The following is a 26,232-nucleotide window of genomic DNA, read 5'->3' as shown; positions in this document are numbered from 1 at the left end:
TAATGGATATCTGCGTAACTTATATGGCGTTTTCATTAAAATACAAAGTACTGAAAATCAATTTATTATTATTAAATTGTGATTGCTTTACAGAGCAACAAATTACACATAAAACAATAAATCAAGTTGTAAAAAACTGATAAAACATCACATTTTAATCAAGATTTAGAACTAATTATAATTTAATAATTGCTTAAGTATAATAGTTCGTGCATGCTCTTTCAAATTTTTAGAATCTTTTGAAGTAAGACCTTCTGTACATAAAAAATGATGGATCATAACACGCATTTTTCCAGGTCCACCACTAAAAAACACAAAGGGAAACCGTTTTTTATTATCGGCAAAAGTCATTGGCACTATAGGTATTTGATGATTGATGGCCAGCCGGAAAGCGCCATCCATAAATTCATCCAAAATAACATGTTGGTCAGGCACTCCACCCTCTGGAAAAATGCAAATACTCAAGCCTTTATTCAATCGTTTTTGAGCTCTTAAAAACACAGCTTTTCTACTTTTTTCCGAACTTCTATCCACCAAAATACAGGTGCGTTTGTAGAAAAAACCAAAAATAGGGATTTTGACCAACTCAGCTTTCCCTACAAATACAAACGGATTTTTACTGCTTACCAACATCAGCATAATATCGGTCATGGACGTGTGGTTAGCAATAAGCATATAACTTTTATGAGGTTCAAGCGATTGTTCTTTTTTTATAATCCATCGAAATCCCATCCCAATGAGGATAATTTTTGCCCATAAACGTGCCAATTTAAAGAAATATGGATACCATTCTTCTTTTAAGATTGACAGCACCAAAAGCGGAAATAAAAGGAGAATAGGCAGCGTTACCAAAACGTAAAACCAAATCCTATAAAGAATCCAAAAAAGGTATTTTAATAGTTTCATGAATCCAAAACTAATTAATTTAATTGAGCAATTGTGCGAAAAAAATTACCTTTGCTTACAATATATTTTTTAATTAAAAGAGATTCCCGTCTTCGCGGGAAATGTTATGGCAAGAATACTTACAGGCATACAAAGTACGGGCACACCACATTTAGGCAATTTATTGGGTGCCATCATTCCGGCAATTAAGATGACGAATGATAATCAAAATAATTCCTTTTTGTTTATTGCAGACATGCATTCCTTAACACAAATTAAAGATGCAGCACTGCTAAGACAAAACACGTATAGTGTTGCAGCAACTTGGCTGGCGTTTGGTTTGGATATTGAAAAAGTTGTGTTTTATCGTCAGAGCGACATCCCTCAAACCACAGAATTGACTTGGTATTTGAGCTGTTTTTTCCCATATCAGCGCTTGACTTTGGCACACGGTTTTAAAGATAAATCCGACCGATTGGAAGATGTTAATGCAGGTTTATTTACCTATCCTATGCTGATGGCTGCGGATATTTTATTATATGATGCCGAAATTATTCCGGTAGGAAAAGACCAATTACAACATATTGAAATGACGCGCGATGTAGCATCCCGTTTTCACGCCCGAATGGGAGAAACCTTTGTAATTCCGGAAGGAAAAATACAGGAAAATGTCATGCTCGTTCCTGGAACAGATGGTTCAAAAATGAGCAAGAGCAAAAATAATTATATCGATATCTTTTTATCGGATAAACAGTTGCGCAAACAAATTATGGCCATTGAAACCGATAGTACCGCTCTTGAAGATCCAAAAGATTGGAGCACGTGCAATTGTTTTGCCATTTATAGTTTATTGGCTTCGGATGAAGAAATCAAAACCATGAAACAAAATTATGAAGGTGGCAATTATGGTTACGGTCATGCCAAACAAGCATTATACGAATTGATTGTTTCAAAATTTGAAATACCACGCGAACGCTACCATTATTACATGAATCACCTGGATGAGATTGATAAAGCACTTGCCATTGGTGCTGAAAAAGCGAAAGTCGTAGCTAATGACGTTTTGAACAGAGTGCGCACTAAACTGGGATATTAATCAAATTTTTTCAATACAAGTTAAACCTAACTGAAAATTATAAAAATCCAATTGTTTAAAAAAAAGCCTTGTAAAAACAAAAACGGCTCCCAAGGTGGAAGCCGTTTTCTATTTTTTTAGCATTTCAAAAATATTTCTCAAATCTTGCTTATAGGGCAAATGATCGGCACGTCCTTTTTTAAAGATATCGTTACTGTTGCCTTGTCCTTTACGGAGTTCCTTTTGTTCTTCATAGGGCAAATGATGGATTTCCATACAGGTCGTTGAACAGCAATTATCCATTTTTTCCTTACACGCATCACATTGGATAAAAAGTAAGTGGCAAGCATCATTGGCGCAGTTGGTATGCAAATCGGCAGGTTGTCCACATTGATGGCAATGCGCTATGACATCGTCAGAAATACGTTCTGATCGACGTTCATCAAACACAAAATTTTTGCCTATAAACTTGTTTTCCAAACCTTTTTCATTGATTTGCCTTACATAATTGATGATACCGCCCTCTAGCTGAAATACATTTTTGAATCCTTTGTGTTTATAGTAAGCACTTGCTTTTTCGCAACGGATGCCACCTGTACAATACATAACAAGGTTTTTATCTTCTTTATGATCTCGTAAATCCTCTTCAATAATATCCAACGATTCTCTAAAAGTATCCACATCGGGTGTAATGGCATTTTTAAAATGGCCGATTTCACTTTCATAATGATTTCTCATATCCACCAAAACCGTGTTTTCGTCTTCAATAAGTTCATTAAAGCGTTCGGCATCCACATGAATCCCAATATTGGTGACATCAAAAGTGTCGTCATTTAAACCATCGGCTACAATTTTGTCGCGCACCTTGACTTTGAGTTTCAAAAACGCAAAATTATCATGTTCGATAGCAATGTTGAGTCGCACATCTTTTAAAAACCAAACACTGTCTAAATGGTTTTTGAACGCATCAAAGTGATCGGCGGGTACTGATAATTGGGCATTAATGCCTTCGTGGGCAACATAAATTCGACCTAAAACATCCAAATCGTTCCAAGCAATGAACAATTCATTTCTTAAAGTTTTAGGATCTTCAATTTTGGCATAGGCATAGAAAGAGATGGTCAAACGGTCTTTTCCCGCTTGCTCAATTAAGGCTGCTCTTTCTTTAGCGCTTAAGTTATTGTACAGTTGCATGCTATACTAATTTTTAAGGTTAAAGTAAGTGGCAAAGATAATAAAAAAGTTGTTCGTTATCGGCTATCGATTGTCGGTTTGTTATTGACATAAGACAAATAGACTTATGACTTACGACAGTTATTATGGCGGGAAGTTCTTTGTGGGCAGGAATTAGAGATTAGTGGTTTGTTAGTATCTAATTATGAATTAAAGAATCGGTAGAAATCCAGTCCATCTATGTCTTCAGCGTTCAGTGTACAAAATCAACAATTGGTTGTCTATGTTCGATCATCGGTCATGGGTCGACTAACACTAATCGTTAATCATTCATCATTAAATTAAAAGTGCACCCAAAAACTAATTCAGGTGCACTTTCAAAAACCATTTTTCTAATTCATATTATAGCAAGATTTCCCAATCTTATTGTATAGATGTAAAAACTATCAAAAGGTTGCGTCATAAGATGAGTAAGATGAAAAAAAGGTCGTAATTTAGCATCAACAAAAACTAGAAAAAGATATACAAATGAGCAGTGAAAAAGAAGCAAAATTAAAAGCCTTAAAATTAACCTTAGACAAACTTGATAAAGCTTATGGTAAAGGGGCTGTAATGATGATGAGCGACCAATCGGTAGTGGAAGTTGAAGCTATTTCTTCGGGTTCCTTAGGTTTGGATATTGCTCTGGGTGTAGGTGGTTATCCACGTGGTCGGGTTATTGAAATCTATGGACCAGAATCCTCTGGAAAAACAACATTAACACTACATGCTATTGCCGAAGCGCAAAAAACTGGCGGTATTGCTGCCTTTATTGATGCCGAGCACGCATTTGACAGAACTTATGCCGAAAAACTGGGCGTAGATTTAGAAAACTTGATCATTTCACAACCTGATAACGGCGAGCAAGCCTTGGAAATTGCAGATAACCTTATCCGCTCTGGTGCTATTGATATTGTTGTCGTTGACTCTGTTGCGGCATTAACTCCAAAAAGTGAGATAGAAGGCGAAATGGGCGATTCTAAAATGGGATTGCACGCCCGATTAATGTCGCAAGCTTTAAGAAAATTAACCGGCTCCATCAGTAAAACCAATTGTACCGTGATTTTCATTAACCAATTGCGTGAAAAAATTGGTGTCATGTTTGGAAACCCAGAAACCACAACAGGTGGTAATGCCCTAAAATTCTATGCTTCTGTGCGATTGGACATTAGACGATCAACACAAATCAAAGAAACAGACGGTAATGTGACCGGTAATAAAACCCGTGTTAAAGTGGTGAAAAACAAAGTTGCACCACCATTTAAATTGGCCGAATTTGATATTATGTACGGTGAGGGAATTTCTAAAGTTGGTGAAATTCTGGATATTGCTGTTGAAAATGAAATCATCAAAAAAAGCGGATCTTGGTTTAGCTATGGCGAAACTAAGTTAGGCCAAGGTAGAGATGCTGTTAAAAATCTAATAAAAGACAATCCTGAGTTGATGGACGAATTGGAAACCAAAGTAAGAGCTATTGCCAAGGCAGCAACGGCTTCTGGTGACGATTAAACCAATCATATCCATCAGATCTTTAGAAGAAACAAAATAATCCCTCCAAAAAAGGGATTATTTTTGTTTTACACGCAACCTTTTTGAAGTTGACGCATCTATACTATGAAAAAAGAAAATATATCCTAAATCAAATTATTATTATGAAAAAGTTAGTTTTTCTATGTATTGTGATGTTATCTCTATCTTCATGCAGTATAGATGACGACAATAATTTCTACAATGAAATTTTACCTATTGAAAGTGTCGATATCCCTGAAGAATTCGTTCTTGGCGAAGTTTATCCAATTACCGTAAAATATATTAGACCTGCCGGTTGTTATGCGTTTTATGATTTTTATTATACACGCGAATTAAATCAACGTACAGTAGCTGTGATCAACTCTGTTTATCCGGATAAAAATTGCGGACTTTCAGAAGAAGCGGAAGTTGAAGCCACATTCAATTTTAAAGTTACAAGTAATGGCACCTATGTGTTTAAATTCTGGCAAGGCAAAGATGAAAGCGGAACAGATTTATATTATATTGTAGAAGTACCCGTAGTAGAAGCAACACCAGAACCAGCAATAACCCACTAATACGATAACTGTGAGTTTAGAACAACTCATTATTAATTGTAAAAAAAACGATGCTCAAGCTCAAAGCCAAATATACAAGCTCTTTTCGAGCCAATTGTTTTCGCTATGTCTTAAGTATTCAAAAAACTATGCAGAAGCACAAGATAATCTGCAAGATGCCTTTGTGACTATTTTTAAAAAGATAGATCAGTTTAATCATAAAGGATCTTTGGAAGGCTGGATGAAGCGGATTACCATCAATACAGCACTTCAGCGTTACAGAGAAAGCAGTGTTTTTGAGCTGGTCAATGAAGACCAAATAAAAGACGCGCCTGTTGAAATAGATGATGAAGATGTTGATCTGGATTTTTTGCTGAGCATCATACAAGAATTACCGGACAGGTACAGATTGGTGTTTAACCTTTATGTTCTTGATGATTATTCGCATAAAGAAATTGCATCCATGATGAAGATTACAACAGGCACCTCAAAATCAAACCTCGCAAGAGCGCGTATGATTTTAAAAGAAAGAATTGAACTTTATAAGTCGCAAGACCATTCGCAAGTTTTATAAATGAATGAGAAAAAACATATAGATCGTCTTTTTCAGGAAAAATTCAAAAATTTTGAAGTAGCTCCTGATGCTGCTGTGTGGGACAATATTCATAACGTTCTGCATAAAGAAGAGCGCAAACGTCGTGTAATTCCACTTTGGTGGTATTCGGTTGGCGTTGCAGCCATGCTGGTCCTGTTGTTTGGAATTGGTAATGTCTTTAATAATGATCTTAATCGCCCCATAAACAATGTGGTTGAAACAGAAATATTGGAAGACACATCAAATACAAATCCCAAGAATCCTATCGTCCCAAAAAATCATCCGGCAAACACTGAAAGCATCAATCAAAATAATATTGTTAATACAAACTCATCCGAAGCTATATCAAATGCTGAAGAAAACAATATCAATCATAAAGAACGTACTGCATCGCAAATTGCTAATACCAAATCGCGAAATAAAAATGCCTTTGATACCAAAAATGACAAAATAGCTTCTCAAAAAACCAACGGTGATAATACCATTAAAGAAGCTGTTGCTGAAAACACTCCAAATTTACCACAACTTGACCTTAACCAAGACGTAAAAAACCAAAGCATCGACTCTGGTAAAACAATACTGAATACCGAAATTGCTAAAGTAATTGATCAAAATACCATAAAGAACGACAACCTTGTTGATGACTATAAAGAGATCATAAGCGCAAATCAAGAGGGCGAAAACATTGAAGATGCTATTGCTAAAGCAAACGAAATAAATGAAGAAGAAAAAGAAAACTACCCGAACAGGTGGAACGTCTCCCCAAACGTGGCACCTGTTTATTTTAATACTTTAGGAAAAGGCTCTTCTATTGATAATCAGTTTGTAAATAATGGTAAAACTGGCGATATTAATATGAGCTATGGCATTAGTGGTAGCTACGCTATTAATGATAAGGTGAAAATTAGAGCCGGTGTTAATAAAGTAGATTTAGGCTATCGTACCAATGATGTTATGGCTATTAGGGATGTTAGCGGCTTTAATGTTACGGCAAATCATTCTAATTTAAAAAATATCAACTTTAACGCTCAAGGCAGCAATGATCATTATATGAGCAGCCCTTCAACAAAACCAGAATCTTCTGCACCGCAATTTGTGGTATCTAACGCGCAAGGCGCATTAGAACAACAATTTGGCTATATAGAAGTGCCTTTAGAAGTCGAATACAGTATTTTGGACAGCAAGTTTGGGTTAAATGTTATTGGTGGTTTTAGTACGTTATTTCTGAACAATAATAATGTTTACTCCGTTTTGGACAATCAAAGATCTTTATTGGGTGATGCCAATAATATTAATAATACCAGTTATAGTGCCAATTTTGGTTTGGGTTTTAACTATAACATTTCAAATACCTTAAAATTAAATCTTGAGCCGATGTTTAAATATCAAATAAACACGTTTAACAATACTTCGGGCGATTTTAGACCCTATTTTATTGGTGTTTACTCAGGTTTTAGTTTTAAGTTTTAAGTTTATTAGTTGGTTAGGTAGTTATTGCAAATCCGCAATAATGAGAAGAAGCTGCTCTGTGCCAGGAGCAGCTTTTTTATTATAAATCAAATTAAAAAGTTAAGAACAAAAAAATATTGATTTGTAATTGGTTTTGAGAACTTAAAGGGAAGTTAATTGTACGTGAAAGCTCAGTAACCAAACAAGAATTTTTAAATCACCTCAAACAATTTCCCCGGAAGTGGCCGGATCACACCTTTGAGTTCCATATTTAAAAGCACACCAGCGACTTTAAAAATAGGCATTTTACACTCTAAAGCGATACTATCCAAAAGTTGTGGTTCAAGATCTTTTAGAAAATTATAGATGATTTTCTCGTCGGCTTCCAATTCTACAAACAATTGTTTTTGAATGGTAGGTTTTTTGTCCATTTCCAGTTCCCAGTTTAATATATAGGGCACATCCATTGGTGTGGACAGCAAATGCGCCTTTTGAAACTTAATCAGATTATTACAACCTACACTTTGCAAATCGGTGGTTCGTCCCGGTACTGCAAAAACATCGCGATTATAGGAATTGGCAATATCGGCAGTTACTAAACTTCCTCCTCTTTCGGCAGATTCAATAACAATCGTGGCTTCACTTATACCTGCAATAACGCGATTACGCTTTAAAAAATTTTCGCGTTCAGGATTGGAAGTGCTCCAAAATTCGGTCAAAAAACCACCGTCTTTTTCAATCTCGGCAACATATCTTTTATGTACTTTAGGATAAATTTGATTGAGTCCATGCGCCAAACAACCCACGGTTTGCAATTTGTGTTTCAATGCTGCTTTTTGTGCCGTAATATCGGTACCATAAGCAAATCCGGAAATAATCACGGGATCAAACACTGCCAATTGCTCAACCAATTGTTCGCAGAACGCCACTCCCGACGACGTGATTTTACGAGTGCCCACAATACTGATAAGCCGCCGTTTTTTTAAATCAATTTCACCAGACTGAAATAAAAGAATTGGTCCATCAATACAATGCTTTAACTTTTCGGGATAATTAGAATCCATAAAATACAAACAGGTAATGGCATTTTCTTTAATGAATTTTAATTCGGCTTCTGCAGCAAGCAAATGATTTTTGTTATAAACATCTTGCAACATGCTGCTCCCAATTCCATCAATTTTTAGCAAATGGTGTTTCTTTTCTTTCATTACAGCTTCCGCAGATCCGCAATGTGCAATCAGCTTTTTAGCCGTGATATCCCCTATTTTGGGCACCTTCTGCAAGGCCAGAACATATATTAAATCTTGATCGGTCATGTATAACATTGATTAAGAGGAAAAACTGCTTAAACTTAAGCAATGTTAATAAATAGTAGGGCTTTAATTTCCACCAAAATCAAAAATTCATAACTTTGCTCTAATGCATATAGAAACTTACATCAGCGATTTATTATACCGTTACGACTGCGTAACGCTTCCAGAATTTGGTGCTTTTTTGACCAATAGAGTGTCTGCTAAAATAGATGAAAGCAATCATACTTTTTTTCCGCCAAAAAAAGTCATTTCCTTTAATGAGCAACTTCAGCATAACGATGGTTTATTGGCCAGTTATATCGCTGATGTGGAAAAAATCCCTTATGAAATTGCTGTCCAAAAAATTAGCAAACAAGTCCGCTCCATCAAAGCGTTTTTAAAGGAAGGCGAAACTTTAAGTTTTAGCTCAATTGGGGATTTAGTATTAAATAATGATGGTAATATTGTTTTTGAACCAGTCCATACCAACAATTTCTTAACAGAAGCTTTTGGATTGACCGAATTCAAAGCAGCCCATGTAACGCGTGAAGTTTATAAACAACATGTAGAAACGCTTGAGGATATTATTCCACTTAGTATCACTCCAGAGGCGCGCGAAAATCGTTCTTACCTCAAATACGCAGCTATCGCTCTGATTGCGCTTACTGTTGGTGGATTTGCAACCTCAACCTATTTCAATAATCAAGTAGAAGCCCATAATCAATTGGCTCAAGAAGCAGCCAATGAGCAATTGGACGTCAAAGTACAAGAAGCTACTTTTGTGATCGAAAATCCGTTGCCAGCAGCGACTTTAAATGTTGAAAAACAACACGGTAAATACCATATTATTGCTGGTGCTTTTAGAGTTGAAGAAAACTCTGATACAAAGGTAAAGGAACTTCAGGCTCTTGGATTTAAAGCACGTAAAATAGGCGTTAACAAATACGGCCTTCATGAAGTGGTATATTCTAGTTATGAAAATAGCAATGATGCATTAATTGCTTTACGCGACATCCGTCAAAACTACAATCAAGAAGCTTGGTTATTGGTTAAGGAGTTGGACTAATAAGTTTTTCATCCATCAATTTAATTCTGTTTATCAATAAGATAATGGCTAATTGAAAGTTGCCGGCAAAACGGTTCCAAGGATAACACTCTTGCATTTTTCGTAAAATACCACTACATTATTTCAGAATTACTTGATAAACAAAGCTAAAACTGAGCTATCTTTGCGTTTTAATTAATAAACTCATACAATGCAACCTAAACATCCTAGTGAATCTGTTTGTATCATGACCGATTTGGTGCTTCCAAGCGAGACCAATCCGCTCAACAATTTATTTGGCGGCGAATTATTGGCACGTATGGACCGAGCCGCAAGCATCGCTGCAAGACGGCATAGCCGACGCATTGCGGTAACAGCCTCCGTAAATCATGTAGCGTTTAACCGAACGATTCCTTTGGGAAGTGTCGTCACCATTGAAGCCAAGGTTTCTAGGGCTTTTAAAACCTCTATGGAAGTGTATATGGATGTGTGGATAGAAGATCGTGAATCTGGTGTGAAAACAAGGGCCAATGAAGCCATTTATACTTTTGTAGCTGTTGATGAATCCGGAATTCCGACTCAAATACCAGCTATTATTCCTGAAACCGATTTGGAAAAAGAGCGTTTTAATGCTGCCTTACGACGCAAACAATTGAGTTTGGTTTTGGCTGGAAAAATGAAGCCACATGAAGCGACCGAGCTCAAAGCTTTGTTTCAATAAGTAAGATGGATTTATGAGCTTTTGAACTGGTATTTTTGATAATCTAAAACAGCTTCCAGTTCTTTTTAATTACCCAGATCGTTTTGAGTTGTTACTGCCCTTTGAAAACACCAACAATAGCAAATAGGACTTTAAGCAACTCTAAATTTTTGCTTTTTCATTTTATCTTAAGATCCAAAGTGCAGGATCGAGAAATTTTGAATCTTTATAAACATAAAAACCTAACCAACACTCTCCTGTGACGGCATCGGTAAAAACTTCACCTATTTCTTGATTGGTTGTTACTTTATCACCTTTGACAACATGTACTTTAGACAGGTTTCTATACACCGTAACATAATTACCGTGTTGCACCAAAATAGCTGGATTTCCCGTTCTTGTTGCTTGAACAGCTAATACTTCACCATTAAACACAGCACGCACTTTCGCATTTTTATCTGTGGCTATCCGAATACCATTGCTATTGATTTCAATCGTATTATCAATAGAAGATCGCTGTTTTCCATAACGCACCTTAATCACTCCTGTTCGCACTGGCCAAGGCAGCTTGCCTTTATTGGCTTGAAAATTTGCTTCCAAAGCTTTGGCTTCTGGAGTCAATGCAAATCCTTTAGAAGTAGTTTCAGATTTTCCTGCTTTTTTATTGGATGCCGCAATAGCATCTCTAATCAGTTTTTCAATTTCTTTATCGATTCTATCTGCTTCTTGCTGTTTGGATTTAACTTGCGATGCGTAAGTACTCATGTTTTTTCTGACAGAAACCATCAGCTTTTCATGCTCTTTAACATCTTCTTCCAGCTTTTGTTTGGCAATTCGGTTTTCTTCGACCAATCGGTCTTTGTCCTTTTTTTGTTGAAGCAAGGTGGTATTCAACTGTTGCAGCTGTTCGGTTTTACGGATAATTTCCTCGCCTTGTTGTTTTTGATAGTCGGTATATTGCCTAATGTACTGAAGGCGTTTGTAAGCTTGTTTAAAATTCTCTGAAGACAATAAAAACATCACCCGACTTTGTTCGGATTTGCTTTTATATGATTTGACCACCATAGCAGCATAATCTTCTTTTAAATATTTTAATTGATCGCGAAGTGTCGTAATCTGTTTTTGATTGTCATTGATTTCACGAGTCAGCAAATTAGCCTGGTCATTGGTAACTTTAATAAGGTTTTGTCGGACTTTTACCTTATAATTCAAATCTTCAACCGTAGATATAATGCTGCGTTCTTCCTTTTTCTGGGAAGCAATCAAATTATTGATTTGTTGAATTTCCTTCAAAATAGTTTGACGTTTGGCCTCCAATTCCAATTGCTTCTTGCTTTGTGCATGCATCACAAAAGTGCTGAAGCTAAACAGCAGTAATAATAAAAATATGTTAGGCCGGTAATGCATTATTCTAGTTCAATTTCTTTAGATCCGGACGGAATACTGAATGGAAAACGAACATCATCATTCAAGCTGATTCCCTTAAAATCGAGATCAATAATGACTTCATCATTATTTTCCACTGCAATAATACGAATGTTTTCAGGAAAAATCTGTCCACTAACCTGTTGATATTTTTTATAATCTATTTGCAACATGCGCTTATCAAATGGTTGATATATCTGTTGGGAATCCAATTTAAAAAACCCTGGATTGATCAGAAAAAACAATTCAAAAATAGCCTGTTGGTTTTTGGGCTGCAATACATACGATTCCTCATTTGGAAACGTAACATAAGTGTCATTTTTAAGATCAAAAATAGGTTCACCAAGAAAAATGTTCTGAATTTTTTCAAAGTCAATTTCGGTGCCTAAAAGTTTGGTCAACAACGAAAAATCACCGTCAAAATATTGATTGTTGAGTTTGTCATAAAATTTAACTTGATCTTGGGTAATCATCACACGCGCCAAACTAATGCCGGCAACACCAGCATTGAGCCAAATGGTTTTGTCTTTTTCCATGCGCAAAGTCACGGTATGATTAATAGATTTAGTGCCTTCTGTATAATCAAAACGAACTTTGGCTTGAAGCGTTTTAAATCGTGCTTCTTGCTTGTCCATCTGTTTGATGATTTGTTTGGCGGTCATACCTTCATCAATTGCTGCGCTTGAAGTCAGGGTTTTGGTGGATCGGCAGCCCACATTTAAAATCAATAATAATAGTAAAGCACTGATTTTGTAGAGTTTCATTAATTTTGAGATATTAAAGCGGCAGCCTTCTTCGCAAACGTTTCAGACTTTGAGTTGTTATTATCGAGCTTAAAAGCAATACTGAGCTGGGTATAAAAATCGGCTTCCATTTTTGGATCGTCAATGATATAATCCAATCCCGCCTCTAGGCTTTTAATCGCTTTTTTAGCCTGTTTCAATCGGTTATGTGCCACACCATTGATAAGATAAAAAATAGGTTGAGCCGGGAACAAATCTAATGCCTGTTCACTTTGTATAATGGCTTTTTCTTCTTGATTGAGATCAATTTGAAGCAAAAGCACATCTTTTATGACCATGAAATTATTAGGTTCGAGCTTTAGCGATTCTTCAAAATACATTAAAGCCTTTTCCTTATCTTTCAACTTAAGATAGTATTGTGCCAAACCTACCAAGGTTTGGAAACTTTTATCGTCATCAATAAGTGCTGTGATTTCAATAAGATCCTTTTCATACTGGGGATGCTTAGCCACAAAATTTATAAAATCATTGAGCACTTTTGTTTTGGCCTCGGCATTGATTTCGGGCGCAGACAATACGGTTTTCATGGAAGCAATTGCTTTTTCCGTTTGATTTCTTTCTAAATAAAACTTGTACAAAGCCAAATGTACCAATCGGGATTCTGGTTGAACTTCAAGTAATTTTTGTGCAGTTTGAAACGCTTTTTCCTCTTCTCCGGTTTCACTATATCTGTAAATAAGCGACAGATAATTGGTTTCATTTTCTGGATTTTGATTTAAACGTTCTACAAGATTGTCAATCCGATCCTCGTCGCGACCCGTAATATTATAAATCTGATTTCTTAAATAATCCCGGTCGGCATTAATGCCATAGGCTTTATCAAGATCGTCCAAAAGTTTTAATGCGGTTTTATAATCCTTGCTTTTTATGTAAAGTGAAGCCAAATCCTGCTGATAATCGCGATGGAACTTAACCAACTGTTTTACTATTTTGATCGCTTTTTTAGTATCGCCCTGCTGTTTATAAACTTCATAGAGCTCATCCAAATACCATTCGTTATTAGGTTCTTTAGCAACAGCTCTTTTTAAAGCATCTTCGGCAGCACCAAAATTTTTAAGCTTAATATAATTCTTGCCCAATTCAAAATAAACCACGGCTTTATCATCAAGCTTTTTACATTTTAGCAACTCGTCAACGGCTCGTTGGTAATTTTCTATGCCTTGTTGCTTTAAGGCTTCAAAAAAATGTTCTTGAAACTGGTCTTCAACATCCCCAAGATCATCCATTGGTTTTTGGTTAAAATCCACTTGGGCATGAAAGGGTTGAGGAACGATAAACATTCCTAAGAGGAAAATTAATAAGTGAAATTTGTGTTTCATTCTTTTGCCACGTCCCGATAATTATCGGGAGCACTAATGTTTGTCGAGGATTGTTGAAAATTATGAGATTCCTGCTTTCGCAGGAATTATTATTCTAAAACGGAATAATCGCCAATGCTGATGGTTTTGAAATTCCCGTCATATTCAACATAATTTCCGATCATCGCATCATCTAAATTAGCATTTTTTATACGATTGTTGGTTTGTATCAAACTATTTTTTATGGTCGAATCTGTAATTGTACAATGGTTTCCTATCGATACATTAGGACCGATAGTTGTATTTTTAAGAATTACGTTTTCACCAATAAAACACGGTTCAATAATCTTTGAGTTTTCCAAAACTATGTTATCCGAAATCATTGGCTCATCGCCATCAGCCTGTAAAAACCCTAACATTCTGGTATTTGTTTCGACAGTAACGGCTTTATTGCCACAATCCATCCATTCTTCAACAACGCCAGTTTTAAAAACTTTGCCTTTGGCCATCATACCTTTGATGCCATCATTAATTTGATATTCGCCACCATGAATAATATTATTGTCCAAAACATGTTGCAATTCTTGTTTAAGAACGCCCACATCTTTAAAGTAGTATATTCCGATAACGGCCAAATCGCTCACAAAGTCCTTTGGTTTTTCAACAAGCTCCATAATTTCGCTGTTAGCATTCAACTTGACTACGCCATAAGCTTCTGGTCGATCAACTTGTTTCACCCAAATCACGGCATCGGCACTTGGATCTAAGTTGAAATCTGCTCTGATCAACGTATCCGCATAAGCAATAACAGCGGGTCCGGAAAGCGATTCTTTGGCACACATAATGGCATGACCTGTTCCCAATGGTTGATCTTGACGATAGATAGAAGCTTTTGCTCCTAATCCTGCTGCCAAATCCTTTAAGCTTTCAACGACATCGTCTCCAAAAAAAGCAGGATCACCCAAAATAAAAGCGATTTCTTCAATAGGTTGTCCTAATACTTTGGCGATATCTTTTACCAAACGATGAACTATCGGTTGTCCTGCCACCGGAATCAATGGTTTTGGAACAGTTAATGTGTGTGGGCGCAAACGTGAACCACGTCCTGCCATTGGTACGATTATTTTCATGTGAATGCCTGCTTAAGCAGGTATCTATTAAAGGTTAAACTTATATTTTATTGTCTTTTAGACCTACAAGGTTTTGAAACTGAGCGTAGCGATCTCACGCAGCGAAGCAAGTAAACCTTGCAGGAAGGAGATATCAAGAATTTCCGGTACTTCCAAATCCACCTTCGCCACGCACGGTTTCAGAAAGTGTTTCAACAGAAAGCCATGTAGCACGTTCGTGTTTGGCAATGACCAATTGCGCAATGCGTTCGCCATTGACGATTTCAAAGTCTTCATTGGATAGATTAATCAAAATCACACCAATTTCACCTCTATAATCGGCATCAATAGTTCCTGGAGCATTTAAAACGGTAATCCCTTTTTTGGCAGCAAGTCCGCTGCGAGGTCTTACCTGGGCTTCATAACCTATTGGAAGTTCAATAAATAAACCGGTTCCAACAATACTTCGTTCCAGAGGTTTCAAAATTCTTGATTCGGACAAATTAGCGCGCAAATCCATGCCAGCAGATGCTATGGTTTCGTAGTTTGGCAAATCGTGATTGGATTTGTTGATGATTTTGATGTTCATAATTATATTTTAAAGCGAAACTCTCCATCCAAAACAGTGGAATGGAAACATATTTCTATTTAGTTTTTAATAAATGTTTAATTTGATTTTTTTCGATTCTTACCACCAAAAGTAAGAAGATCATCAATAAACTGATGCCTACGACATAATTTTCTCGATAAACATAAAACGAAACTATTGAAAATGCTGATGAAAGTACCAAATACAATGCCATTTTTTTTAAGTTATAAGGTATTGGATAATACTTCTGTCCATAATAATAAGAGGCGACCATCATACTCGCATAAGCCACTAAAGTTGCAATAGCCGACCCTCGATATTCCATAATGGGAATGAGCAAAAAGTTAAGTCCCAAGGTGATGAAAGCGCCAAACACCGAAATATAAGCGCCGTATTTTGTACGGTCCGTTACCTTATACCACACCGAAAGATTGTGATAAATACCCAAACACAAATTGGCTATCAAAATCAATGGCACAATCCACATCGCTTCCCAATACGCCTCGCTTCTTACAATATAAGGCTTTAAAACATCAGCAAACACAACAACCGTCAAAAGCATTATAGAACCAAAAGCAACAAAAAACTCTAAAATAAGTGCGTAATTTTTTTGTGGATTTTCAGTTTTTGCATGACTGAAAAAATATGGTTCAATACCTAAACGATAAGCTGTAGCAAAAAGTGTCATAAAAATCGCAATCTTATAACATGCCGAATACATCCCTACTTTTGTTTCGGCAATGTTATCGGGCAAAAGATAATCCAATAAAATACGGTCAAAAGTTTCGTTGATGGAAAAAGCGAGGCCTGCAATCAAAACTGGAAAGGCATACCAAAACATTTGCTTAAATAATTGTTTATCAAAACGGTATTGCATTTTCAAATAAAATCGCGACATAAGAATTAAAGTCAATGCACTGGCCACCAAATTGGAAATAAATATATAGTTGATTTCAAAGTTTGTACGGTAAAATCCGGCTATAAAATCATTATTAACCGCCCATTTTTTAAGGTAAATAAGGAAAAAAACATTCAATCCTAAGTTGACCGCAACATTCATAATCTTAACTATGGCATACGTCATAGACCTTGAATTGGCCCTGAGCCAGGCAAAAGGAATGATAACCAAGGCATCCAAAAGTAAAATCCAAATGACTAAACGGATAAATTCTACATTGATATTGGTAAATTCCGCTATCTGATTTTGAAACAATAATGCGAGGGCAAAAAAGGCAAATGATGAAAAAACCAAAGCAATACCAGACGTTCCAACTACTTTATCCTGATCGTCTTCCTTATTGAAAAATCGAAAAAAGGCGGTTTCCATGCCATAGGCCAAAAGCACATTAAAAATAACGAACCACGAAAAAATAATAGATACTTTCCCGTATTCGGCCACCGAAGATAAAACCCCTTTTGTGGTATAAAGCGGAACTAACAAAAAGCTCAGCATACGTGGTAAAACGGTTGCTAAACCATAAATAAAAGTTTGCTTAAAAAGTGATTTGAGTCCGCTCAACTTGATTTTAAATTAGAGGTCAAAAGTAGCGATTCTCTAAGAGTTAAACAATTATGAATAAAAGCTTAACCTATCGATTTTCGAGGCTCATTTCGGTATGTATAATTTGGGCAACCGCCTGCCTGTATTTTATAGGATTTGTCGCTTTTTTTATGGCTTTGTATGTCTTTTGTGGATTTGATGTCGATTGGGAAAAGTACTCCCAAAACCCTAACATTTTTAATTTTATAGGTGTTGGACCAGATAAATAGGCATCATATTGCTGATAGATCGTATCGTGAAATTCAGAAAAAACAGCCCATCTATTTTTGGGATATTCAGTTGCATTATTTTTGATCATACTTGGTAAAAAGGGATCGGCAATTAAACCGCGTCCTATCATAAAATGATCAATCGTTGGAAAACGCTCTGCTATGCTTTTATACGTCGAAACACTTGTGATATCTCCATTATAGTACAATTTGTGCTTCGTGCTGCCAATACACTTTTGAAAAGCATCCAAATCTACAGGACCTTTGTACAATTGCTTTCCTATCCTGGCGTGAATAGCAATATTTTTGAGTGGATAATTATCTAGAATAGGAAAAACTTCTAAAATTTCTTCGGCATTATCATAACCCATACGCATTTTCATAGACACCAAAATATCGGTTTCATTATGCGCCTTATGTAAAACGTCATTAATTTTTGTTGGATTGCAAATTAAACCAGAACCCATCCCTGATTTTGCAACCATTGGATAAGGACAACCCAAGTTCCAATTCAACTCCTTATAGCCTAAACTTTGTACGTATTTGGCAACGTATATAAATTCGTCGGCGTCATTTGTAATAATCTGCGGAATGACTTCTAAACCGATGTTGTTCTCGGGCGCAATATCATTTTGATACGATTGCTTGATTTTTAATTTTCCATTGAGCCTAATGTATGGCGAATAAAAGGTGTCAATCCCTCCAAAATAATGATTAAAGGCATTGCGAAACCTGAAATCTGTAAAGCCCTGCAAAGGGGACGAAAGTAGCTTAGAACTCATCCTGTAGTTTAATGTGGCAAAGATAGACTTATTGAATGACGGTTTTATTATAAAAATGCTATTAGTTGCGTCTAAATGTGAAGAAAAAGAAGGCTTAATTATTATTATTTCAGGATGGGACAACCCGTCAATCAAAAAAGCCTCACTTCTTTTGAAATGAGGCTTTTTACATTTTATGTTCCTGCCTTCGCAGGAATATTTTTTAATTATTAAGTGCTTCCGCTCCACCAACAATCTCCAAGATTTCATTTGTAATGGATGCTTGACGGGCTTTGTTATAGGTCAATTTTAACTGATCTCTCAATTCGGTAGCGTTATCTGTTGCTTTATGCATTGCGGTCATACGTGCACCGTGTTCAGACGCAAAAGAATCTCTAAGGGCTTTATAAAGCTGTGTTTTTAATGATTTTGGAATCAATTGCTCAACAATTTCAGCTTTTGAAGGTTCAAAAATATAATCTAACTCAACCTCTTCATCTTTCTCCATTGGCACAATAGGTAAAAATTGCTCGGCCATGATTTCCTGGGTGGCAGCATTCTTAAATTTGTTATACACCAAAACAATTTTATCAGCTTGATTTTGGGTAAAACTATCCATTAAAAACTGTGCAATTTCAGCCACATTATCAAAAGTCAAATCATCTAAAACCTCACTTTTGTTGGCGATAACTCTATTGCTTTTCTTAAAGGCATCATTTGCTTTTTTTCCAATCGCTAGGACAGAAACCTCTTGATCAGCATAAACACTAGTAATCAAATGGTTGGTTTCTTTGATAATATTAGAGTTGAATGCGCCTGCCAAACCTCGGTTGGATGTGATAGAAACCAACAATACTTTTTTGACTTCGCGCTGTTCTGCAAATTTGCTTCCTGAATTTTCATCCAAAGTAGCGCTCAGGTTTTGTAATAATTCGGTTAGTTTATCAGCATACGGACGCATTGCAGTAATAGCATCTTGAGCCTTCTTTAACTTTGCAGCCGATACCATTTTCATGGCACTGGTAATCTGCATGGTTGAAGACACCGATGTAATTCTGTTACGTATTTCTTTTAAGTTTGCCATTTTTTAAGTTATGAGCTGTGAGTGCGGCGTTATAAGTTAATGATAGAGCAAAATACTCTGAACCCATAACTCCAAACCCATCACTTTTTATTTTCTATATTTTGCAGACAAATCTTTAGCCACAGCTGCCAATGTATCTGTAATCTCATCGGTTAATTTACCTGCTTTTAATGCTGCAAGAGTATCCGCGTGTTTTGCTCTTAAGAACTCTAAATAATCGCGTTCAAATTCTTTGACCTTCTCAACTGGCACATCTCTCAACAAGTTTTTAGAACCTGCATAGATAATAGCAACTTGATCTTCTACCTTAAATGGATCGTTTTGAGCTTGTTTTAAAATCTCAACGTTGCGTTTTCCTTTTTCAATAACGTTTAATGTTACGGCATCAAGGTCAGAACCAAACTTAGCGAAAGCTTCCAACTCACGGAATTGTGCTTGGTCTAATTTTAGCGTACCCGCAACTTTTTTCATCGACTTAATCTGAGCATTACCTCCAACACGCGATACCGAAATACCTACGTTGATAGCTGGACGAACACCAGAGTTGAACAAATCACCATCCAAGAAAATCTGTCCGTCAGTAATAGAAATTACGTTGGTTGGAATATACGCCGATACGTCACCAGCCTGAGTTTCGATAATTGGTAATGCGGTTAATGAACCACCACCTTTTACAATTGGTTTTAACACGTCTGGCAAGTCGTTCATTTCTTTTGCAATCTCGTCGTTAGCGATCACTTTTGCAGAACGCTCCAATAACCTTGAGTGAAGGTAGAAAACGTCTCCAGGATAAGCCTCACGCCCTGGTGGACGACGTAGCAATAAAGACACCTCACGGTAAGCTACAGCTTGTTTTGACAAGTCGTCAAAAACAATCAATGCTGGGCGGCCAGTATCTCTAAAATACTCTCCGATTGCAGCTCCTGCAAATGGTGCATAAACCTGCATTGGTGCAGGATCTGAAGCGTTGGCAGCAACAATAGTGGTGTAAGCCATAGCACCTTTTTCTTCAAGAGTTTTTGCAATCAAAGCTACGGTTGATGCTTTTTGTCCAACAGCAACATATATACAATATACAGGCTCACCTGCGTCATAAAATTCTTTTTGATTGATAATGGTATCAATACAAACCGCTGTTTTTCCGGTTTGACGGTCACCAATAACCAATTCACGTTGACCTCTACCTACAGGAATCATTGCATCAATAGATTTGATACCTGTTTGTAACGGCTCAGTAACCGGTTGACGGTAAATAACACCAGGTGCTTTACGTTCTAATGGCATTTCGTAAAGTGTACCACCAATAGGGCCTTTTCCGTCGATTGGATTTCCTAAAGTATCAACAACACGCCCTACAATTTCTTCTCCAACTTTTAGGGAAGCAATACGTTTGGTTCTTTTTACGGTTGAACCTTCACGTACACCTGTTGAAGGGCCTAACAATACAACACCTACGTTATCTTCTTCAAGATTCAGAACGATGCCTTCAAGACCATCAGTAAATTCAACTAACTCACCGTATTGAACGTTTGATAAGCCGTAAACACGTGCAATACCATCTCCAACAGTCAATACTGTTCCTACTTCGTCCAATGAAGCACTAGCTTCAAAACCAGACAATTGTTGCTTTAAGATTGCTGAAATTTCAGCTGGTTTTACTTCTGCCATTTTTATTAGATATTAGAGGTTGTACTATAGATGCGAGCCATCTGTTTCCAACTCTTTAGTTTAATGTAAATTCTCTTTTTAACTTATTTAATTTATTTGCAATACTTGCATCATACTGAATATCACCCACGCGAAGTATAAAGCCTCCTAAAATAGAGTCGTCCACCACATTCTTAATTTCAGCATCCTTACCCGTCAATTCTCTAACCTTAGCCAACACTTTTTCTTTGAGATCATCGGTCAGTCCAATTGCTGAAGTCACAATTGCAACTTGCTTTCCTTGGCTTTGATCGAACAACTCAGTATATTTTTGTGCAACCTCAGATAATAGACCGATACGTTTATTTTGGATTAAAGTATTTATCAAATTAACGCTCATCGCACTAAGATTTGAAAAAACTGCAAATAAAGCAGATTTTTTTACTGAAGATGGCACAGCTCCGCTTAAAAGCATATCCTTTAAATCTTTGCTCACTGCTACCGCTTCAACAATTAACTTCATATCCGTGTTCACAACCTCGGCCGTTTTCTGATCTTTAGCAAGATCCAAAACTGCTTTTGCATAACGTATTGCTGCTCTTGTTTGTGCCATAATTCCTATCCTAAATCCTTTCCGAAAGAAAGAATTTGTTAAACTTTTTAATCAATAACTCCTTTTTTTGGAGATTAAGAGGGATTTAATTCAATTTTGCATCCGTCAACATTGTCTCGACCAACTCTAATTGTTTGCTCTTATTCGACAATTCTTCACGAACCACTTTTTCTGCAATATCAATTGATAAAGCTGCCACCTGATTTTTTAGTTCTGCCATAGCGGCTTTCTTTTCAATTTCAATTGCGGCTTGCGCTTGTACGATCATTTTTGATGCCTGAGCTTGGGCTTCTTCCTTAGCATCATTAATCATCTTGTTTTTAATTTCTCTAGCATCTTTTAGCATCCCCTCACGCTCAATACGTGCTTCATTAAGGATTCGTTCGTTGTCTGCTTTAAGGTTTTCCATTTCCATACGCGCCTTATCCGCTGCTTCCAACGCATTCTTAATGCCAGTCTCACGTTCATCAATAGCGCCTAAAATTGGTTTCCATGCAAATTTCTTCAATACTACAAGGAGTATAAAAAACGTTATGAGTGACCAAAAAACAAGTCCAAAGCCTGGTGTAATTAAATCCATCTATAATTAGGTTTTAGTTTTAATAATTTAAATTTTTCTATTCAACCATACACATTCAAAGAATAATAAAACACAGAAATAACCAACCGTTATTTCTGTGTTTTTCTTCAAATGGTTTCTTAGCTTACGATGATCGCTGCAACAACACCAAAAAGTGCTACCGCTTCTACGAAAGCCGCTAAGATAAGCGCTGATGTTTGAAGTTTGCCTTGGATTTCCGGTTGACGAGCCATAGCGTTCATAGCTGCCTCACCAATTTTACCAATTCCAATAGCTGCTCCAATAACTGCCATCCCAGCTCCTAGTGCTGCAATTCCTGTAATAGTCATAATGTAAAATTTAAATTAATTAATGATTATCTTCCGCGGTTGCCATACCAATATATAAAGCAGACAACACAGTAAAAATATATGCTTGAATTGCAACAACTACAATTTCAATGATTAAAATGAACAATGAAAACCCAACTGATACCGGTGCAATAGCAATACTTTTGAAGGTAAAAATTAGGGACATTAACGATAGGATGATAATATGTCCTGCGGTAATGTTAGCGAACAAACGAATGGTTAATGAAAATGGCTTTACAAACATTCCTATAATCTCAATAGGCGCAAGAAATATTTTCATTGCTACAGGCACATCCGGCATCCAAAAAATATGTTTCCAATAATTTTTATTACCACTGAACATCGTAATAAAGAAAGTGAACAAGGCCAGAGACAAGGTAAATGCAATATTACCACTCACGTTGGCACCGTTAAGAATAGGAATCAATCCGAAGATGTTATTGAGCCAGATAAAGAAAAACACACTCAGTAAAAACGGCATGTATTTTCTATATTTCTTTTCGCCAATCATAGGAATAGCAACATCATCCCTTATAAAAACAACAAGTGGCTCTACAAAAGAAGCGATGCCACTTGGCACAAAACCGCTTGCTTTTTTATACTTACGTGCTGAAGAAATAAATATAAACAACAACAACAGCACCGACACCCACATCATAAAAACGTTTCTGGTAATGGAAAAATCTAAAGGCAAGGAAGCATTGGTTACAGTGTCCTCGGCATCAAAAGCCAAAGTGTCTGCACCTGGGTTAAGTTGATATATTTTTTCGTGAAATTTAACAAACCGCTGACCATCTTTTTCTACCACTTGAGTGCCTGAATCATCGTGATTAAACGCACTCGACATGAATGTAACAATTCCGTTATCAGTATATAAAATGATTGGTAAAGAGATGCTTATCTGCTCATTGTTCCATTCAAAAATATGAAATTCATGAGCATCTTTTACGTGATGCATAATCATCTCAGTTGCATTGAACTCTTCATCCTGATTTTGATCGTCTTGTGAGGCAAACCCAGAACTGGATATTACAACAGATAAAACTAAAAATAATACGCCTCTTAAAGTGTTTAATGTCATTATGAATAGCTTAAAAATACCTTGCTTTAAATTCCGTGCAAATGTACATACATTATGTTAAACCTCAAACACTTTTTATTAATATTAAAAAATTGCGAATATGACATAAAGCTCCAACGGCGTCTATAGCAATCGAGATGAATCCCATTAGGCTCAAAAGTTGTATATAAATCATCATCAATAAGGCATTCCTAAACGCTCATAAGTTTCACGAAGTGCGTTATAGTCGTCCGTGATAACCAGCAACATATCATCGGCATATAATCCTGTGCGTCCATTGGGCACAAAATATTTCCCGTCGCGTTTTATCATAACCACAATGGTGTTTTCAGGCAATTTCAGATCCATCAAAAAGTTTCCATTTTTCAACGCATTTTCGGTAACCTTAATTTCGGAAGTGACCGATTTTATGTCATCTGAAAATTCAACATCAAAAATTTTAAGTTCCTTGGTATCTTCAGGTTCTTGGGCAAGTCCCAACCATTGTGCCACCAAAGACAAGGACGTTCCTTGGACTATCAAGGAAACCAAGGTGCAGAAAAATACGATATTGAACATTAACCGGGCGTGGGGCACATCGGCTGCCAATACCATAATAGCAAAAATAATGGGTACTGCACCCCTTAGTCCTACCCACGAGATAAAAACCTTATCTTTAACATGCATTTTAGGAAATGGCAATAAACACATAAACACACTCAACGGACGGGTAATGAAAATCATAATAAAACTGATGATGAGTCCCGGCACGATAACCGGTACAAGTTCTGACGGATTGATAAGCAAACCTAAAGTAAGGAACATCAACAATTGGCTCATCCATGCCATCCCATCAAAAAAGTTTAAGGATGCACGCTTATGGACAAATCTGGAATTACCCAAAACCAATCCCGCAATATAAACCGCGAGATATCCGTTTCCTTTGATAAAGTAAGTGGCCGAAAATATAAATATGCAAAAGGTAAAAATTAAAATTGGATAGAGTGAACGGTTATCAATTTTCAAAAAATTATTAGTATAAACGGCAAGTTTTCCGAATAAAAAACCTGCAGTTCCACCAATAATAAGCTGTAGAAATAAATTGCCAATAGCCAACAAATAGTTGGGTTCAGACTCCATGCCAACCAAGCCTATCAAAGTAATTGTAAGCACATATGCCATCGGGTCGTTACTCCCACTTTCAAGCTCAAGCATAGGCTTTAGATTATTCTTGAGTCGTAAACCTTGGGACCTCAAAATGGAAAACACCGATGCCGAATCTGTCGAAGACATGGTCGCGGCAAGTAATAGTGCAGACAAAAGTCCCATTTCCAATGATTCCATCGCCATCCCAAGAACATACCACACTACAAGTCCGGTAAAAACTGCAGTTAGAAGGACACCTAAGGTTGCGAGTACAACCCCTTGCGGAAGAATGGGCTTGATATCAGAAATTTTAGTGTCCATCCCGCCCGAAAACAAGATGATACACAATGCCACAGAACTGACGGTTTGCGCTACTTGGATATTGTCAAATTTTATTCCTAGCCCATCACTGCCAAAAAGCATTCCAACACCTAAAAACAATAATAATGCGGGAACACCAAAGCGGTGACCAGCTTTTCCAGCTAAGATACTTAAAAAGAAAAGAATGGATAAGGTTAATAAAACGAGTTCTGTGTGTATGACCATAGGATATATATTTTATGCTAAAAAGGAGGTTTTTTGTTGGTTTTCTGCAATTATAGGAAAATATAATTCTATTTTTCACCCCCACAATTGAGATTTTTACAACTCCCCAAATTCTGGACAAATTTACATTATTTGATTTTAACATTAAGTTAAAATAATTGCAGGTTTACAACTATCTCTAACCTTTTGCTTTAACTCTAAAAAAACAGCGTTCTTATTTTTTTTAAAACCTTTCGCACCTTTGAGATTATTTAATAATGATATTAAAAATATTTCCTATTGTCTACCATGTAAACTTTAATTCTTATCTTGATTTTTCGATCTATATCAGAAGGACTCAAGTGCTTTCGATTTGCATAACAGACGAAACAATTTTATTTAAAACTTTTTACTATGACCACGTTTTTAAAAAAAGATATACCAAGCATTTATTTATATAAAGCATTACAGTTTTTGGACTCTGTTTGACATTGCTAATTGTAGGAGAAAATAGTGAAAAAGGGAAATCAGAGCTCTATTTAACTATGGCAAGTATGCTATTAACAGCTATAAGTCTGTTTATGACTATTTCTAAAAAAACGAGTAACACCTATAGTAATTTAAAAAATATGAAACCTTCATCCAGAAAAAAAGGAGCTCGCATCATCCTAGTTGTAAGTTTAATTCTTTTAGGTGCTTTTATAACATTGATTGTAGTTGGCGGTCAAACCGAAAAACAACGTTTAGGAACTATTCTTGGTGCAATATCCTCACTTTGTTTGTCTGCAAGTATGTATTTGTCAATTTTAAAAATGAATAAAAAAGCTCAATAAATATTTTGAACTTTCTAAAAAACTAAACTCATTAACAAATCGCTATTCAATGAAAGTAAACTTAACGTATTTACGTGTTTTTACAGTTTCTTTAATTTTAATGGGTGTCATTTTAATGATCTTAAAAAATGACTATGCCCAATTTGTATTGTTAACAGGAGCCTTATTAGGTATTTACCTTGGCGTTAAAAACGGGTAAGTCTTTTATTAAAAGTGATTTTATCAAAAACCAAAACTTTGAATTGTAGTTATTAATGAGATGAAGTGGCAACCTTATTAAAGTTGTCACCATTCCAGATTTTTCATTTATTGACTTGTTT

Annotated in this window: 26 protein-coding genes; 9 read left to right on the top strand and 17 right to left on the bottom strand. The window is 36.3% G+C overall.

From position 1 onward, the window contains the following. Positions 1-171: 171 nt before the first annotated feature. Complete coding sequence (locus VNJ50_RS08755; protein WP_325580991.1) at positions 172-906, bottom strand: lysophospholipid acyltransferase family protein; 735 nt, start codon at positions 904-906, stop codon at positions 172-174. 106 nt (positions 907-1,012) lie between these two features. Between VNJ50_RS08755 and trpS the strand changes: the two genes are divergently transcribed. Beyond that, complete coding sequence (gene trpS / locus VNJ50_RS08750) at positions 1,013-1,981, top strand: tryptophan--tRNA ligase (RefSeq protein ID WP_325580989.1); 969 nt, start codon at positions 1,013-1,015, stop codon at positions 1,979-1,981. Between the two features lie 108 nt (positions 1,982-2,089). Here trpS and VNJ50_RS08745 read toward each other — a convergent pair whose 3' ends face one another. Further along, positions 2,090-3,154 carry a rhodanese-related sulfurtransferase gene (locus VNJ50_RS08745; protein ID WP_325580987.1) on the bottom strand — a complete coding sequence of 355 codons (1,065 nt, stop codon included), beginning with the start codon at positions 3,152-3,154 and terminating at the stop codon, positions 2,090-2,092. Between the two features lie 507 nt (positions 3,155-3,661). On the opposite strand from VNJ50_RS08745, the gene recA reads away from it, so the two are divergent. From recA to VNJ50_RS08725, 4 genes are all read left to right on the top strand, one after another. After that, the gene (recA, locus tag VNJ50_RS08740; protein ID WP_325580983.1) at positions 3,662-4,681 is read left to right on the top strand and encodes a recombinase RecA; all 1,020 of its coding nucleotides are present in this window, start codon (positions 3,662-3,664) and stop codon (positions 4,679-4,681) included. A 143-nt stretch (positions 4,682-4,824) separates the two neighbouring features. After that, positions 4,825-5,259 (top strand): hypothetical protein, encoded by a 435-nt coding sequence (locus VNJ50_RS08735; RefSeq protein WP_325580981.1) that lies wholly within the window; start codon positions 4,825-4,827, stop codon positions 5,257-5,259. Positions 5,260-5,269: 10 nt separating this feature from the next. Next, positions 5,270-5,812 carry a sigma-70 family RNA polymerase sigma factor gene (locus VNJ50_RS08730; protein ID WP_325580979.1) on the top strand — a complete coding sequence of 181 codons (543 nt, stop codon included), beginning with the start codon at positions 5,270-5,272 and terminating at the stop codon, positions 5,810-5,812. Next, positions 5,813-7,303: a hypothetical protein gene (locus VNJ50_RS08725; protein WP_325580977.1), complete on the top strand. Its 1,491-nt coding sequence runs from the start codon at positions 5,813-5,815 to the stop codon at positions 7,301-7,303. It begins immediately after the preceding gene. 191 nt (positions 7,304-7,494) lie between these two features. Here the strand turns inward: VNJ50_RS08725 and dprA are convergent, their stop codons facing one another. Next, entirely contained in the window at positions 7,495-8,598 is a 1,104-nt protein-coding gene (gene dprA / locus VNJ50_RS08720) for a DNA-processing protein DprA (protein WP_325580976.1), read from the bottom strand. Positions 8,599-8,701: 103 nt separating this feature from the next. Here dprA and VNJ50_RS08715 point away from each other — a divergent pair, with 103 nt between their 5' ends. Continuing rightward, positions 8,702-9,640, top strand: a complete 939-nt coding sequence (locus VNJ50_RS08715; protein ID WP_325580975.1) for an SPOR domain-containing protein — start codon at positions 8,702-8,704, stop codon at positions 9,638-9,640. A gap of 190 nt (positions 9,641-9,830) precedes the next feature. Next, on the top strand, positions 9,831-10,340 hold the full coding sequence (locus VNJ50_RS08710) for an acyl-CoA thioesterase (RefSeq protein WP_325580974.1): 510 nt from the start codon (positions 9,831-9,833) through the stop codon (positions 10,338-10,340). A gap of 162 nt (positions 10,341-10,502) precedes the next feature. On the opposite strand, the gene VNJ50_RS08705 is transcribed toward VNJ50_RS08710, so the two are convergent. The 14 genes from VNJ50_RS08705 to VNJ50_RS08640 form a co-directional block, all read right to left on the bottom strand. Further along, positions 10,503-11,726, bottom strand: coding sequence for a murein hydrolase activator EnvC family protein (locus tag VNJ50_RS08705; protein WP_325580972.1), 1,224 nt, complete (start codon positions 11,724-11,726; stop codon positions 10,503-10,505). Beyond that, on the bottom strand, positions 11,726-12,508 hold the full coding sequence (locus VNJ50_RS08700; protein WP_325580971.1) for a DUF4292 domain-containing protein: 783 nt from the start codon (positions 12,506-12,508) through the stop codon (positions 11,726-11,728). Before VNJ50_RS08700 ends, VNJ50_RS08705 begins: the two co-directional genes overlap by 1 nt. After that, positions 12,508-13,866, bottom strand: a complete 1,359-nt coding sequence (locus VNJ50_RS08695; protein ID WP_325580969.1) for a tetratricopeptide repeat protein — start codon at positions 13,864-13,866, stop codon at positions 12,508-12,510. Before VNJ50_RS08695 ends, VNJ50_RS08700 begins: the two co-directional genes overlap by 1 nt. Positions 13,867-13,955: 89 nt before the next feature. Beyond that, complete coding sequence (locus VNJ50_RS08690; protein WP_325580967.1) at positions 13,956-14,975, bottom strand: sugar phosphate nucleotidyltransferase; 1,020 nt, start codon at positions 14,973-14,975, stop codon at positions 13,956-13,958. Positions 14,976-15,108: 133 nt separating this feature from the next. Then, the gene (gene dut, locus VNJ50_RS08685; RefSeq protein WP_325580965.1) at positions 15,109-15,543 is read right to left on the bottom strand and encodes a dUTP diphosphatase; all 435 of its coding nucleotides are present in this window, start codon (positions 15,541-15,543) and stop codon (positions 15,109-15,111) included. 55 nt (positions 15,544-15,598) lie between these two features. Further along, positions 15,599-17,062, bottom strand: a complete 1,464-nt coding sequence (locus tag VNJ50_RS08680) for an oligosaccharide flippase family protein (protein WP_325580963.1) — start codon at positions 17,060-17,062, stop codon at positions 15,599-15,601. Positions 17,063-17,132: 70 nt separating this feature from the next. Continuing rightward, complete coding sequence (locus tag VNJ50_RS08675) at positions 17,133-18,095, bottom strand: tRNA-dihydrouridine synthase family protein (RefSeq protein WP_325580961.1); 963 nt, start codon at positions 18,093-18,095, stop codon at positions 17,133-17,135. A gap of 202 nt (positions 18,096-18,297) precedes the next feature. Continuing rightward, positions 18,298-19,158: an ATP synthase F1 subunit gamma gene (atpG, locus tag VNJ50_RS08670; RefSeq protein ID WP_325580959.1), complete on the bottom strand. Its 861-nt coding sequence runs from the start codon at positions 19,156-19,158 to the stop codon at positions 18,298-18,300. Positions 19,159-19,245: 87 nt separating this feature from the next. Next, positions 19,246-20,826 (bottom strand): F0F1 ATP synthase subunit alpha, encoded by a 1,581-nt coding sequence (atpA, locus tag VNJ50_RS08665; protein ID WP_325580957.1) that lies wholly within the window; start codon positions 20,824-20,826, stop codon positions 19,246-19,248. 55 nt (positions 20,827-20,881) lie between these two features. Then, on the bottom strand, positions 20,882-21,418 hold the full coding sequence (atpH, locus tag VNJ50_RS08660; protein WP_325580955.1) for an ATP synthase F1 subunit delta: 537 nt from the start codon (positions 21,416-21,418) through the stop codon (positions 20,882-20,884). A gap of 85 nt (positions 21,419-21,503) precedes the next feature. After that, positions 21,504-21,998 (bottom strand): F0F1 ATP synthase subunit B, encoded by a 495-nt coding sequence (locus VNJ50_RS08655; RefSeq protein ID WP_325580953.1) that lies wholly within the window; start codon positions 21,996-21,998, stop codon positions 21,504-21,506. A 119-nt stretch (positions 21,999-22,117) separates the two neighbouring features. Next, complete coding sequence (gene atpE, locus VNJ50_RS08650; protein ID WP_129015606.1) at positions 22,118-22,327, bottom strand: ATP synthase F0 subunit C; 210 nt, start codon at positions 22,325-22,327, stop codon at positions 22,118-22,120. 19 nt (positions 22,328-22,346) lie between these two features. Then, positions 22,347-23,429 carry a F0F1 ATP synthase subunit A gene (gene atpB / locus VNJ50_RS08645; protein ID WP_325580948.1) on the bottom strand — a complete coding sequence of 361 codons (1,083 nt, stop codon included), beginning with the start codon at positions 23,427-23,429 and terminating at the stop codon, positions 22,347-22,349. Positions 23,430-23,606: 177 nt separating this feature from the next. Then, complete coding sequence (locus VNJ50_RS08640) at positions 23,607-25,100, bottom strand: potassium/proton antiporter (protein ID WP_325580946.1); 1,494 nt, start codon at positions 25,098-25,100, stop codon at positions 23,607-23,609. A 470-nt stretch (positions 25,101-25,570) separates the two neighbouring features. On the opposite strand from VNJ50_RS08640, the gene VNJ50_RS08635 reads away from it, so the two are divergent. Both VNJ50_RS08635 and VNJ50_RS08630 read left to right on the top strand, forming a co-directional pair. After that, a complete protein-coding gene (locus tag VNJ50_RS08635) occupies positions 25,571-25,912 on the top strand; it encodes a hypothetical protein (RefSeq protein WP_325580944.1) in 342 nt (113 codons plus the stop codon). Between the two features lie 49 nt (positions 25,913-25,961). After that, positions 25,962-26,111, top strand: coding sequence for a hypothetical protein (locus VNJ50_RS08630; protein ID WP_325580942.1), 150 nt, complete (start codon positions 25,962-25,964; stop codon positions 26,109-26,111). Positions 26,112-26,232: the final 121 nt, after the last annotated feature.

The organism is Gelidibacter sp., from assembly GCF_035577925.1.
Classification (GTDB): domain Bacteria; phylum Bacteroidota; class Bacteroidia; order Flavobacteriales; family Flavobacteriaceae; genus Gelidibacter.
Note: the sequence above shows the minus strand (reverse complement) of the source record. Positions and strands in the feature narration are given on the sequence as shown.